This window comes from Streptomyces sp. NPDC015532 (assembly GCF_043078065.1).
Taxonomy (GTDB): Bacteria; Actinomycetota; Actinomycetes; order Streptomycetales; family Streptomycetaceae; genus Streptomyces.
In genome coordinates this window covers 1-13,167 of record NZ_JBIBSY010000016.1, presented here as the reverse complement: position 1 = coordinate 13,167, position 13,167 = coordinate 1, and the positions used below count along the sequence as shown (strand labels likewise).

Genomic DNA, 13,167 nt, shown 5'->3' with positions numbered 1-13,167 from the left:
TGGTACGGAGGAGTGGTGCGCGGGGGTGGTGCGGAGGCGGCTCGCGCTTCACCGGGACAAAGAACCCCGGACGGCGTTCGCCGACCGGGGTCAGGGTTCCCGGACCGTTTCAGCCGCGCACGTCTTCCTCGTCGTCCTCGTCGGCATCATCCTCGTCAATGTCCCAATCCGGCGAATCGGGATCGTAGTCAATGGGCTCACTGCTCCACGAGGCCTGCGCGAGCTCGACTCCGGGAACCGCACTGACCAGGTCGAACGGGTCGACGAGATAGGCGAGGGCCTCCGCTGTGTCTTCCGTCACCGCGCCCTCGGCATGCGCTCTTTCGTCGGCCGGCAGGTCCGCGTCGTCGGCGATCCGGCCCAAAGCGGCCCGGGTGACGGCGCCGGCATCGTCGATCTCCAGCACGAGTTCGACACGAAGCCGTACAAACTGTGAAGTCTCAGGGGTGCTCATGGGAGGGAGCGTACGGCCCCCGGCACGCGCGACTTTCCCACGACCCGCGCCTTTCACTAGCATCGGCCCGCACGGCCAATTCGCAAGCGCCACAAGGGGATCGATATTTCGTGTCCGCCGCACGTCGATCGTTGCTGACCGCCACCGCAGCGGGGACCCTCCTGGGTGCCCTGTGGTTCGTCCCGTCCGCCAACGCGACCCAGAACGCGCCCACACCGGCCTCGACGGCGCCGTCGTCCGCGGCACCGGCCTCCACCGCGTCGGCACCGGCCTCCACCGCGTCGGCACGGGCGTCCGCCGGGACGGACGGTGACGGGACCCGGGCGCTCTCCGGCGACGAGGGGCCGCACACGCTCTCCGGGGACAACGGGACCCGGCTCGCGGACACAGGCGCCGTGGACACCACTCCGTATCTCGTCGGCGGCACCCTCTTCCTCGGTCTGGGCGCCGGATTCGTGACGTATTCCGTGCGCCGAGAGCGCATGATGGCCTACTGAGCGCATCGACCGCGTCCGGACAACCCACGGGGAAGCCATGCGAGAGCTGAGCGAGCTGACCGACGTCGAGGAACCGGCCTGGCCGCTGCTGTCCCAGGCGATCGCCGCGAGCGGGGTGTCCATGGAGGTTCCCCCGGTGGACCCCGGTCTGGCCCGCGCGAGCCTGCTCCAGCTCCAGGTCACCGCGCGGTCCTGGCTGGGCGGGATGGTGCTCAACTGCGGCGGTGTGGTGCTGGACAGCGGATGGCTGCGGATCTACGGCAGTCCGGCCGAGGACGAGCCGACGGGACTTCCGGGCGGCTCGACGGACCTGCCCTCGCTGGCCGAAGTCAACGAATTCCCCGAGTACTTCGATCCCGGCTGGCGCCCGCGCGACGGCGGGCTCGTCGTCGGCCACGACGTGCTCGGCGGGGTGTTCGCCCTCAACGGCGCGGCCCCGGAGTCGGTGGGACGTCCCGGTCGTCCCGGAGAGGTCGTGTACTTCGCGCCGGACTCACTGAAGTGGGAGGCGCTCGAAGTGGGCCACGGGGCATGGCTCCAGTGGCTCCTCGGTGAGGGCACGGACAAGTTCTACGACACGCTGCGCTGGCCCGGCTGGCGGGCCGAGTCCGGCGCCCTCACTGGCACGCAGGGGCTGTCCGTGATGCCGTTCCTGTGGTCGGCGGAGGCGCGGCGCGACCTGATGTCGACCAGCCGCCGCGCGGTGCCGCTGGCGGAACTGCTCAGCCTGCACCGGAACTTCGCCCTGAAACTGGACGGGGTCGACCCGGGTTTCCTCGGCGACGTCTGAAACCCCCGCGGCGCGCGGCCCGGTTCGGCTCCGGGAAGCACGCGACGCGGCCTCCCGGCCCCAGGCGGGGGTGTGGGCCGTCAACGCGGCGGCCCCGCACCCCCGGGCGTGATGCCGGGGTGTACGGGGCCGCGGCGAAGCCGAACGGTCCGATCGGGTCAGGCGGCCCTGCGGCCGCCACCGCCCTGGCCGCCGTTCTGACCACCGCGCTGCGGAGCACGCCCGCGGCCGCCGGAGCGACCGGCACCCGCGCCGCCACCGGCCTCGGTACGACGACCCGCGCCGCCACCGGCCTCGGTACGACGACCCGCGCCACCACCGGCCTCGGTACGACGACCCGCGCCACCACCGGCCTCGGTACGACGACCCGCGCCACCACCGGCCTCGGTACGACGGCCCGTGGCCGCTCCCCCGGTGCTCGCGCGGCGTCCGGCGGCCGTGCCGCCCGTCGCCGCGTCCGTGCCCGGACGGCCGCCGCGCTGCCGGCGGGACTGGCCGTCGGAGCCGGAGCCGGAGCGTCCTGCCGTGTCGCCGCCGGAGACCGCCGGGCGCCTGGCCCCGCCCCCGGTGGCACGCCGCGCCTTGGGCCGCGCCTTCGGCTGCTCGGCCGGCTGCGGAACCTCGATGACGACCGGGACGCCGGAAGGCTCGCGGGCGCCGGTGAGGCGGGCGAGCTCCTCGTCGCTGGACTTGACCCGGGCGGTGCGCGGCGTGATGCCGGCGTCCGCCATGAGCCGGGTCATCTCACGCTTCTGCTCGGGGAGCACCAGGGTGACGACGCTGCCGGACTCTCCGGCGCGGGCGGTGCGGCCGCCGCGGTGGAGGTAGTCCTTGTGGTCGGTCGGCGGGTCGACGTTGACCACGAGGTCGAGGTCGTCGATGTGGATGCCGCGGGCCGCCACGTTGGTGGCCACGAGGGCGGTGACCTGACCGGTCTTGAACTGGTCGAGGGTGCGGTTGCGCTGCGGCTGGCTGCGCCCGCCGTGCAGGGCGGAGGCCCGGACACCGCTGGCGAGCAGCCGCTTGGTGAAGCGGTCGGCGCCGCGCTTGGTGTCCACGAAGAGGATCACCCGGCCGTCGCGGGCTGCGATCCGCAGCGCGACCGCCTTCTTGTCGGTCTCGTCGGCGACGTGCAGCACGTGGTGCTCCATGGTCACCACCGCGCCCGCGGACGGGTCGACGGAGTGCACCACCGGGTCGGTGAGGAACATCTTGACGAGCCGGTCGATGTTCTTGTCGAGCGTGGCCGAGAAGAGCAGCCGCTGGCCGCCCGGCTCGACCTGCTTGAGCAGCGCGGTGACCTGGGGCATGAAGCCCATGTCGGCCATCTGGTCGGCCTCGTCCAGCACGGTGATCGCGACCTGTCCGAGGGCGCAGTCGCCACGCTCGATCAGGTCTTTGAGCCGCCCGGGGGTGGCCACGAGCACCTCGACACCGCGGCGCAGCGTGCCGGCCTGCCGGCCGATCGACATCCCGCCGACGGCCGTGGTCACGCGCAGGTTGACGGCGGTGGCGTACGGCGTCAGCGCGTCGTCGACCTGCTGGGCGAGTTCGCGGGTGGGCACCAGGACGAGCGCGAGCGGACTGCGCGGCTCGGCGCGGCGGCCTGCGGTGCGGGCGAGGAGCGCGAGCCCGAAGGCGAGCGTCTTGCCGGAGCCGGTGCGACCGCGGCCGAGCACGTCGCGCCCGGCGAGGGAGTTGGGCAGGGTGGCGCCCTGGATCGGGAAGGGCTCTATGACGCCCTGGGCCGCGAGGGTCTTCGTCAGGGCGGCAGGCATGTCCAGCGCGTCGAACGAGTCGACCGCGGGCAGCGCCGGGGTGATGGTCTCGGGCAGGGAGAATTCCTGCGGCGGCGCGACCTTGCGGGCGCCGGGGCGCCCGGTACCCCGGCTCGCGCTCCTCGCGGAACCGCCGGTCTGAGCGGCGCGCGCGTTTGCCGGCCGCTTACGGACGGGACGTTCGGATCGAGTCATGCTGGATCTGGATTTCCTTCCTGGGCCCACGGACTGCACACACAGCGCTCACCGACTGCATGAGCTGTCACAGCGCTGAGCCGGGACCCGCACCCGAAGGCGCGGGACCCGGCTCTGGAAAAGCGCGTTCGAACTAGGCGGGAACGATGTTCTCCGCCTGCAGGCCCTTCTGGCCCTGCGTGACCTCGAAGGAGACCTTCTGGCCCTCGACGAGCTCACGGAAACCGGAGCTGGCGATGTTCGAGTAGTGGGCGAAGACGTCGGGGCCGCCGCCGTCCTGCTCGATGAAGCCGAAGCCCTTTTCCGAGTTGAACCACTTCACGGTGCCAGTAGCCATGTTGTTCTCCTGAACAGGTAGTTGGGCCCCCATCCGGAGATGCACCGGGTAATGCCGGAGATGCCGGTAAAACAAAACGCGCCTGCGGAGGATTCCGATCAGGCGCACAAAGTAAATGGGTACCAAAAACGTATCAATGAGACAGTAGCACACGCCGGGGCGGGAGTGCGAGGCGAGGTCCACGGCCGTGCGCGGGCCGGGACACGCCTGACTGTCGTACGAGGTCGGGGGCGTCGTACGAGGACGGGGACGCGCCCCGCCCTCGTGCGGCAGGGACCCTAGGCGAGCGGGCCGGTCACCGGCTCCACCGCCGCCACCACACCGCCGGCGCGTACGAACGCGTCCGCCGCCGCCAGGTCGGGGGCGAGGAAGCGGTCCGGGCCGGGGCCCTGGACACCGGCCGCGCGGACCGCGTCGATGACCGCGCGGGACGCCGGGGCGGGCGTCAGCCCCTCGCGGAGCTCGATCGCACGGGTCGCGGCGTACAGCTCGATCGCCACGATCCGGGTCAGGTTGTCCACGGAGGTGCGCAGCTTGCGCGCCGCCGACCAGCCCATGGAGACGTGGTCCTCCTGCATGGCGGAGGAGGGGATGGAGTCCGCGGACGCGGGGACGGCGAGCCGCTTCATCTCGCTGACCAGCGCGGCCTGCGTGTACTGGGCGATCATCAGGCCCGAGTCGACGCCGGCGTCGTCCGCGAGGAACGGCGGGAGGCCGTGCGAGCGGTTCTTGTCGAGCAGCCGGTCGGTGCGGCGCTCGGCGATCGAACCGAGGTCGGCGGCGGCGATGGCGAGGAAGTCGAGGACGTAGGCGACCGGGGCGCCGTGGAAGTTGCCGTTGGACTCGACGCGGCCGTCGGGCAGCACGACGGGGTTGTCGACGGCGGAGGCCAGCTCGCGCTCGGCGACCGTGCGGGCGTGCGCGAGGGTGTCCCGGCCGGCGCCGGCGACCTGCGGGGCGCAGCGCACGGAGTAGGCGTCCTGGACGCGCGGGGCGCCGTCCTGGTGGTGGCCGGTGAGCTCCGAACCCTTCAGCACGGCCAGCATGTTGGCGGCGCTGGCGCTCTGGCCGGGGTGCGGGCGGATGGCGTGCAGCTCGGGGGCGAGGACCTTGTCCGTGCCGAGGAGCGCTTCGAGGGAGAGCGCGGCGCTGACGTCGGCCGACTTGTACAGCGTCTCCAGGTCGGCGAGGGCCATGACCAGCATGCCGAGCATGCCGTCGGTGCCGTTGAGGAGGGCGAGGCCCTCCTTCTCGCGCAGCTCCACGGGGGTGATGCCGGCCTCGGCGAGCAGCTCGCCCGCGGGCCGCACGACTCCGTCGGGGCCTTCCGCGTCGCCCTCGCCCATCAGGGTCAGGGCGCAGTGGGACAGCGGCGCCAGGTCGCCGGAGCAGCCGAGCGAGCCGTACTCGTGGACGACCGGGGTGATGCCGGCGTTCAGGATGTCCGCCATGGTCTGCGCGACCTCGGGCCGCACACCGGTGTGCCCGGAGCAGACGGTCTTGAGGCGCAGGAACATCAGCGCGCGGACGACCTCGCGCTCGACGCGCGGGCCCATGCCGGCGGCGTGCGAGCGGACGATGTTGCGCTGCAGCTGGGCGCGCAGTTCCGGGCTGATGTGCCGGCTCGCCAGGGCGCCGAACCCGGTGGAGACGCCGTAGACGGGCTCCGGCTTCGCGGCCAGCGCCTCCACGATCTCGCGGGCCGCGGCGAGGGCCGCCACCGCCTCGCCGGAGAGCTCGATCCGGGCGCCTTCGCGCGCCACGGCGAGAACGTCGGACGCGGTCACTCCGGACGTCCCCACCACCACAGTGTGCATATCCATATTCAGGAGCGTACGCAGTGAATTCGATGATGTCACTAGCGGGTGGCGGGTTGACCCCTTACCCCGGCGTACGTCACAACGGCCGCTCTGTGCGACCGCGGCCCGGGACCGTGTCACGGACGCGGACGCCGCACCCGGGGCCGGGTCACCGAGGCGCGGGCCGTTCCGTCGTCATGTGCGGGGCCTGTCGTGGCGTCCGCGGAACCTGCGCCGCTCGCCCTCCGCGGGCGGGGGCGCGTCCGCGAGGCGCACCACCGGATCGTCGGGGCCCTCGCGCCCGGCGACCACGGGCTTCGCGGCCCGGACGGCCTTCGCACGGTACTGCGCCGCGTCCGCCAGCCGGAACAGCCGCCGCGCCGACCGTACGGGGCCGATCGCGTCCCCGGTCGAGGCGACCCCGCACGCCACACCCTCCCCGAGTTCCAACTCGGCCGCCCGGCAGCAGAGTTCACCGGCGATACGGACCACGTCGTCGGCCGGCGGGCCCACCGCCAGCAGACAGAACTCGTCGCCGCCCAGCCGCGCCGCGAGGGTGCCCGGGAGCATGGCCCCGCACAGCGAGAGCACCGACCCGAACCGTTCGAGGAGCCGGTCGCCGGCGGCGTGCCCCCGGGTGTCGTTGACCCGCTTGAGTCCGTTGAGGTCGCACACGACGAGACTGACCACGGCGCCGTCCTCCTTGTGCCGCTCCACGGCCTCCTCCAGCCGTACGTCCACGGCGCGGCGGTTGGCGAGTCCGGTCAGGGAGTCGGTGTAGGCCAGGCGCCGGGCCTCCTCCAGGCGTTCGGTCTGGGCGATCCCGGCGGCGACGACGGAGGCGAGGACGGTCGCGAAGTCGGCGTCCTGCGGGCCGTAGACGGGGGCCCCGGCCGGACGGGCCACGTAGAGCTCACCCCACGCCCGCCCGTGCAGCACGATCGGCGCGACGACACAGCAGCCGCGGCCGCGCCTGCGCAGCGCCGCCACGCGCTGGTGGCAGTAGCCGAAGGCGCCGCCCGCGGGGCCTGCGGCGGTCTCGACCCAGGCGTTGGGCTCGCCGCCGCCCGCCCAGCGCTCGTGCAGGAACTCGGTGATCTCCGGGAACTGGTGCACCGGGTAGGCCTCCCCGTCGGGGAACTCGTCCTCGTCCGCGGCACGGTCGCCCACGTTGGCCAGCACCCGCAGCCGGCCGAGTTCGCGCTCCCACACGGAGAGCGCGGCGAAGCTCCCGGCCAGCGCGTGGCACGCGCCGAGCGCCGCCGCCCGCCACGACTCCCGCGGGGTGTGCGCCGCCGCCATCCCCTGCGCCAGCGTCACCACGGCCTTCAGCCGATAGTCCTCACCCATCACCCCAGGCTAGGTATATTTGCGCATATTCGGGACATCGGCGGAGCGAACAGGGGTACGGGTCGCACGACAAGGAATCCGGGGCTACTCTCCCGGCCACTCCGGCCTGCGCTTCTCGTTGAACGCGGCGACCCCTTCCGCCCGGTCCCCGGAGAAGGCGACGGAGCGCCAGGCCGCGTCCTCGACCTCCAGGCCGGCACGCAGGTCGAGTCCGTGTCCGAGGCGCAGGGCACGCTTGGCGGCGCGCAGCCCGACCGGGGAGTTGGCGGCGATCCGGGTGGCCAGAGCCAGCGCTTCCTCTCGGTCCCGCCCCGCCTCCACCAGCTCGTCCACCAGCCCCAACTCCCGCGCCTCGGCGGCCTCCAGACGCCGTGCCGAGAAGATGAGCTCGGCGGCGCGCGCGGCCCCGACCCGGCGCGGCAGCAGCTGCGTGCCGCCGCCTCCGGGAATCACGCCGACGGACACCTCGGGCAATCCGACGACCGCCGAACGGTCGGCCACGATCAGGTCGCAGGACAGCGCCAGCTCGAACCCTCCGCCCAGCGCGAAGCCGTGAACGGCCGCGACGGTCGGCATCGGCAGTTCCAGGACACCGGTGTACGCGGATCGCGCGATCGGCCGCTGCCGTACCAGCTCGGCGTCCGTGAAGGAGTTGCGCTCCTTCAGGTCGGCGCCGACGCAGAAGGCCCGTTCGTGCGTGGAGGTCAGCACGACCACGCGGACGTCCCGGTCGGCGGCGAGGGCGTCGCAGGCACCGGCGATCGACCGCGCCATGTCCGTGGACACGGCGTTCATGGCCTTGGGCCGGTCGAGGACGAGCTCGGCGACGTACCCGTGCCGTCGTACGGCCACGAACTCCCCGAACCTCCGCTCGGCCGGCTCCGCCACCTGGTCCGCCTCGTGCTCCGCCATGACACCCTCCCGGTTAACGCGGGTTAACAATCGACGCTCCGATCATCGCAGCCGGGGCCGTCCGGCGAAACCCGCCCCCTCGGGCCGTAGCTCCTCGTTCGAGTGACATGTCGCCCGACTTCGTTTCTCCGCCCCCAGACCGTGAATAACCTGCGCACCGCCGCAACGCATCAGGGGCACCGGCTCACCGGGGAGGGACGACCATGACGAACCGCGAGACACCGCAGGCCACCAGTACCCGGCCGGGCCAGCGACCCGCACTCACGCGACCGCCGGCCCAGCGGGCGGCGTCCGGGGCCACCGGTCCCGGCACCTCGCCCGACCGGCGCTCCGACTCCACGGCGGCCGGGACCGCGCCGGCGGACACCGGGTGGATCCGCGTCACGCCGCTCAACAGGGCGATGTCCGCCCCGGCGACCCGTAGTACGGAGGGAACCGGCGCCGAGCGCGCCGGGGCCGCCGCGGGGAGCACCGGGACGACGCCGGACAGGGCCGCGAAGGTCTGGGCCCCCTCACCGGGAAGACCGACCGCCGACGCCGGAGCCGAGGCGGGCGCCGCGAGGGCGGAGGCCGTGACGGAGCAGGGCAAGGCTCCGGTCACGACCGGAGCCCAGCGGGCGGAGCCCGGGCCGAGGACCCGGGAACCCGGAGCGCAGGCGGAGCCACGGGAACCCGGAGCGACGGCACGGAAGTCCGCGGCCGAGCCGCGCAGGGTCGCGGTCGCGACGGGCAGCCGGTGGGCGGTAGCCGCGGCGGAGAAGGCACCGGAAGCCGGAGCGAAGGCGCGGGAAGCCGGGGCCGCGCCGCGCAGGGCCCCCGTCGGGGCGGACACCCGGCGGACGGAAGCCAGGATGAAGGCACCGGAAACCAGGGCGGAGGCGCGGGAAACCGGGACTGAGCCGCGCACGGCCACCCTGGCGATGGACACCCGGCTGACGGAAACCAGGGCAGAGGCACGGGAAACCGGGACTGAGCCGCACACGGCCACCCTGGCGATGGACACCCGGCTGACGGAAGCCGGGGCGGAGAAGGCGCGGGGAGCCGGGAGCGGTGCCCGGGAGGTGACGGGTGGCGCTGATGGTGCTGGTCGGAGGCGGCGGATCGTTCCGGCGCCGCGTTCCGCCGAGGTGCGCGAGCCCGCGTACGCCCCCGGCGACGAGCCCACGAACGCCCCCGGCGACGAACCCGCGCCCGTCCGGCTCCGTACCGTCCGGGGCCGTCACCGCAAGCCCCGCCGACGCCGGGTGCTGTTCGCCGCGGGCGGCCTCGCGCTCGCCGCGGGAGTGCTGAGCCTCGCCCGGATGACCCCGGACTCGGTGACCGGGCACGCGGACGCGGGGGCCACGGAGGCCGAACCGGTCGCGACCGCCACCGACAACGACCTTGCGGGCGGCGCCGTCCCCACCGTCGCGGCCATGCCCACGCCCACGGGGGCAGGCGCCGCACCGGCGAGCCCCGCGATGGGCGGGACGAGCCCGGCACCCACCTCGGACGCGAGCCCGGTCCCGGCGTCGGTCCGGACGCCCGGACCCACGGTCCCGGCCGCCCGCGGCGCCGCCCCCGTCGCCACGGCACCGGGCAGCACCGGCATTCCCACGGCCCCCGTGACGACAGCACCGCCCGCGCGACCGACGCCGACGGCCACGGCGCCCGCCGAGGTACCGCGGCACACCCCGTCCCCGGCCCCGACCGCCCCGGCGCCGTCCCATCGGCCGCCGGACGTGTGCGTGCCGATCGTGGGGATCTGCGTGAACGGACTGCTGTCACCCGGCCAGGGCGGCCAGTGACCGGGACGTACTACGCCTCGTCGGCCCGGCGGGCCAGCAGCCACGGCTCGATGACGCCGAGACCTCGAACGGGCCGCTGCCACATCGGCTGGAGCGCGAAGCGGTACGAGGGGGGTTCCTCGCCCTCCTTCTCCGCCGCCGCCGCGGCCTCCGCGGCCGCCGCCTCGGAGGCGGGCGCGTCACCGGTGCGGGTCAGCTCCTCGGCGAAGGCGCCGTCGACGAGGACGGCGTCGCGCGGCGCTATCGACGTGAGCCGGCTCGCCAGGTTCACGGTCGTACCGAACACGTCGCCCATCCGGGTGGTCACCGTGCCGAAGGCGATGCCGACACGCAGCTCGGGCATCGTCTCGTCGTTGGCCATCGTCTCGATGAGCCGCAGCGCGATCTCGGCGGCGACACCGGCGTCGTCCGCGGAGTAGAGCACCTCGTCGCCGAGGGTCTTGATGAGCCGGCCCCCATGGGCAGCGACCAGGTCCGCCGCGGTGGTCTCGAAGGCCTCGACGAGTTCGCCGAGTTCCTCCTCCTCCATGCGGCGCGTCAGCCGCGTGAAGCCGACCAGGTCCGCGAAGCCGACGGCGAGGCGGCGGTCGACCATCTCCTCGTCGTCCGCCGCCTGCACGACCCGGCCGGTGGCGGCGGCGAGCTGGCGGCGCCAGACGTAGACGAGGAACTCCTCCAGCTCGGGCAGGAGCAGTTCGATCAGGGGGTACGTCACCTCGGTGCGCGTCATTCCCGGTTCCGGGGGCTCGGTCAGGCCCTCCAGAAAGGAATCGATCTGCCATTCGGCCAGACGGGCGGTGGTCTGCCCGGTGGACCGGGCGACCTGGACGGCCATGGCCTCGCTCAGCAGGCCCGCCTCGACGAGACCGGCGAGCCGGCGCAGGGCGAGCACGTCCGCCTCGGTCAGCGCCTTGGCCTGGCCGATGTCCGCGAAGCCCATCGCCCGCCAGAAGCGGGAGGCCAGCTCCATGGAGACGCCCGCGCTGCGGGCCGCCTGGAACGGGGTGTACCGCCGCTCGGCGCCGAGGATCAGCCCTTCCAGACGCAGCGCGAGCGGGTCCTCACCGGAGTCCGGCTCGCCCTGGGGGTCCACCCGGCCGTTCGCCTCGTGGCGTGCGTCGGGCCGGACGTCCGGGCGGCTGTCGCTCCCGTGGTCGTCCCTGCGGATCTCGCTCCCCGCCGGGGAGCGGTCCTCCCCGTGGCGGCCGGATCCCGCGGGCGAGCTGTCGTCCGGTCGGTGGTTCGGGCGGGTGCCGGTCCCCGCGTCGGGACGGGCGCCCTGCGGGGCCTCGCCGTCCGCGGCGGCCCGTGCGGGTGTCGCGTCCGTGACCGGCCCGGCGGTACGGCCCGGCTCGCCGCCGGGGGCGGGTTGGGCACCCGTGCCGGAGCCGGTGTCGTCGACGGTCACTCCTGCTGCCCTTCCGATCTGCCGTGGTCAGGTTCGACCGCGCTCAACTCTACGGCAGGTGTGCGCTGGCTCACTCCCGATGGCGGGACCGAGCCCGGGGACGGTGCCGAAGGCCCGGACCAGTCACGGGTCCATGCCCTCACACCCCCCACCGGACCACGCCCCCGCACCGCCCGCCACGCCGGACCGCGCCCGCGCACCAGCGACCACGCCGGACCACGCCCCCGCACCACCCACCGCGCCGGACGCGCCCTTCTGACCCTCGGCGCGCGCCCGCTCTATGTGCGGGGCGCCCACAGGGCTGTTCCCGGACGCGCCGACGGGCGGTTCGACCCGGCGGGCCGCACGGGCTCGGACGCCCCGGCCCGTGCGGCCCGCCGGGACAGACCAAGGTGCGGCACGCCGGGCGGACGAGGCGGCCGGGGTGCGCCCGGGTCGCGGCGGCCCGCCGCGCCCGTAGCCTCACGCGGGCCGCAGATGCACCACGTCCCCGGCCCCCACCGGCTCCTGCACACCGTCCGCGGTCGCGATGACGAGCCGCCCGTCCCCGTCCAGGGCCACCGCTTCCCCGACGATCGACCGGCCGCCGGGCAGCTCGGCCCGCACCGTGCGCCCGAGCGTCGCGCATCCGGCCGCGTACGTCTCCTGGAGGCCGGACGCGACGGGGTCGCCGCCCGCGTCCCGCCAGCGCACGTACCACTGCTCCAGGGAGCGCAGCACGGCCCGCAGCACGGTGTCACGGTCCGTGGTCGTCGCGCCCGCCAGCGCCAGCGATCCGGCGCCCGGTACGGGCAGTTCCTCGGCGCGCAGCGAGACGTTGACGCCGATGCCGACGACGACCGCGTCGCCGCCCGCGCGCTCGGCGAGGATGCCGCCGGCCTTGCGTTCCTCTCCGTCCACGGTGACCAGCAGGTCGTTGGGCCACTTGAGTGCCGTGTCGACCCCCGCGGAGCGCGAGAGCCCCGTCGCGACGGCGACGCCGGTGAGCAGCGGCAGCCAGCCCCAGCGTTCGACGGGGACTCCGGTGGGCTTCAGCACCACGGAGAAGAAGAGGCCGGAGCGGGCCGGAGCGGTCCACCGGCGGTCCAGGCGGCCGCGTCCCGCGTTCTGTTCCTCGGCGACGAGGACCGCGCCCTCGTCGGCCCCCTTCTCGCCCGTGACGATGCCCGCCAGGTCGGTGTTGGTCGACCCGGTCCGTTCCACCACCTCCACGTCGCACCACAGGCCGCCGTCGCGGACCAGTGCCCTGCGCAGGGCGGCCCCGTTCAGCGGCGGACGGTCCAGGTCGGACCACCGGTTGTCGTTCGCGTCTGCTGCATCTCGCGGCGTCATGCAACCCACCCTAGGTGTGGTAAACGCCGCACTGCCGATGGGTAGGCACGCCACTACGCTACGGATGAGTAGCAAGCCCCCCTTCTGAGCACCGCGTTTTCTGAGCAGTCACCCTCACGTCCCCTTAGATCAGGCAGGGAGCCGCATCCCGATGTCCGAGCCGGAAGAGCTGCACCACCCCGACATCCACACCACCGCGGGCAAGCTCGCGGATCTGCAGCGCCGCATCCAGGAAGCGACGCACGCCGGCTCGGAGCGCGCCGTCGAAAAGCAGCACGCCAAGGGCAAGTTGACGGCTCGTGAGCGCATCGAACTGCTGATGGACGACGAGTCCTTCGTCGAGTTCGACGAGTTCGCGCGGCACCGCTCGACGGACTTCGGCCTGGAGAACAACCGCCCTTACGGCGATGGTGTGGTCACCGGCTACGGCACTGTCGACGGCCGCCCCGTCGCGGTGTTCTCCCAGGACTTCACCGTCTTCGGCGGGGCACTCGGCGAGGTCTTCGGCCAGAAGATCATGAAGGTGAT

13 protein-coding genes are annotated in these 13,167 nt (G+C 73.8%); 4 read left to right on the top strand and 9 right to left on the bottom strand.

Annotated elements, in window-relative coordinates:
- Positions 1-109 precede the first annotated feature (109 nt).
- Positions 110-454, bottom strand: a complete 345-nt coding sequence (locus ACF07B_RS34700; RefSeq protein WP_369483365.1) for a hypothetical protein — start codon at positions 452-454, stop codon at positions 110-112.
- Positions 455-564: 110 nt separating this feature from the next.
- Between ACF07B_RS34700 and ACF07B_RS34695 the strand changes: the two genes are divergently transcribed.
- Both ACF07B_RS34695 and ACF07B_RS34690 read left to right on the top strand, forming a co-directional pair.
- A complete protein-coding gene (locus ACF07B_RS34695) occupies positions 565-951 on the top strand; it encodes a hypothetical protein (RefSeq protein WP_392181853.1) in 387 nt (128 codons plus the stop codon).
- Between the two features lie 37 nt (positions 952-988).
- A complete protein-coding gene (locus ACF07B_RS34690) occupies positions 989-1,741 on the top strand; it encodes a DUF2625 family protein (protein WP_369483367.1) in 753 nt (250 codons plus the stop codon).
- Between the two features lie 158 nt (positions 1,742-1,899).
- Here ACF07B_RS34690 and ACF07B_RS34685 read toward each other — a convergent pair whose 3' ends face one another.
- From ACF07B_RS34685 to ACF07B_RS34660, 6 genes are all read right to left on the bottom strand, one after another.
- A complete protein-coding gene (locus tag ACF07B_RS34685) occupies positions 1,900-3,714 on the bottom strand; it encodes a DEAD/DEAH box helicase (protein WP_392181852.1) in 1,815 nt (604 codons plus the stop codon).
- Positions 3,715-3,847: 133 nt separating this feature from the next.
- Positions 3,848-4,051: a cold-shock protein gene (locus ACF07B_RS34680; RefSeq protein WP_055556530.1), complete on the bottom strand. Its 204-nt coding sequence runs from the start codon at positions 4,049-4,051 to the stop codon at positions 3,848-3,850.
- Positions 4,052-4,329: 278 nt separating this feature from the next.
- Positions 4,330-5,868, bottom strand: a complete 1,539-nt coding sequence (gene hutH, locus ACF07B_RS34675; RefSeq protein WP_392181934.1) for a histidine ammonia-lyase — start codon at positions 5,866-5,868, stop codon at positions 4,330-4,332.
- 177 nt (positions 5,869-6,045) lie between these two features.
- On the bottom strand, positions 6,046-7,200 hold the full coding sequence (locus ACF07B_RS34670) for a diguanylate cyclase domain-containing protein (RefSeq protein WP_369483369.1): 1,155 nt from the start codon (positions 7,198-7,200) through the stop codon (positions 6,046-6,048).
- A gap of 84 nt (positions 7,201-7,284) precedes the next feature.
- Positions 7,285-8,112, bottom strand: coding sequence for an enoyl-CoA hydratase/isomerase family protein (locus ACF07B_RS34665; RefSeq protein ID WP_392181851.1), 828 nt, complete (start codon positions 8,110-8,112; stop codon positions 7,285-7,287).
- Between the two features lie 184 nt (positions 8,113-8,296).
- Positions 8,297-8,944, bottom strand: a complete 648-nt coding sequence (locus tag ACF07B_RS34660; RefSeq protein WP_392181850.1) for a hypothetical protein — start codon at positions 8,942-8,944, stop codon at positions 8,297-8,299.
- A 19-nt stretch (positions 8,945-8,963) separates the two neighbouring features.
- Here ACF07B_RS34660 and ACF07B_RS34655 point away from each other — a divergent pair, with 19 nt between their 5' ends.
- Complete coding sequence (locus ACF07B_RS34655) at positions 8,964-9,899, top strand: hypothetical protein (RefSeq protein ID WP_392181849.1); 936 nt, start codon at positions 8,964-8,966, stop codon at positions 9,897-9,899.
- 10 nt (positions 9,900-9,909) lie between these two features.
- Here ACF07B_RS34655 and ACF07B_RS34650 read toward each other — a convergent pair whose 3' ends face one another.
- Together ACF07B_RS34650 and ACF07B_RS34645 are read right to left on the bottom strand one after the other, a co-directional pair.
- Positions 9,910-11,307 (bottom strand): adenylate/guanylate cyclase domain-containing protein, encoded by a 1,398-nt coding sequence (locus tag ACF07B_RS34650; RefSeq protein WP_392181848.1) that lies wholly within the window; start codon positions 11,305-11,307, stop codon positions 9,910-9,912.
- A gap of 462 nt (positions 11,308-11,769) precedes the next feature.
- Positions 11,770-12,639 (bottom strand): biotin--[acetyl-CoA-carboxylase] ligase, encoded by an 870-nt coding sequence (locus tag ACF07B_RS34645; protein WP_369483372.1) that lies wholly within the window; start codon positions 12,637-12,639, stop codon positions 11,770-11,772.
- Positions 12,640-12,790: 151 nt separating this feature from the next.
- Between ACF07B_RS34645 and ACF07B_RS34640 the strand changes: the two genes are divergently transcribed.
- Positions 12,791-13,167: carboxyl transferase domain-containing protein (locus ACF07B_RS34640; RefSeq protein ID WP_392181847.1), on the top strand; the 377-nt coding region annotated here is incomplete at its 3' end.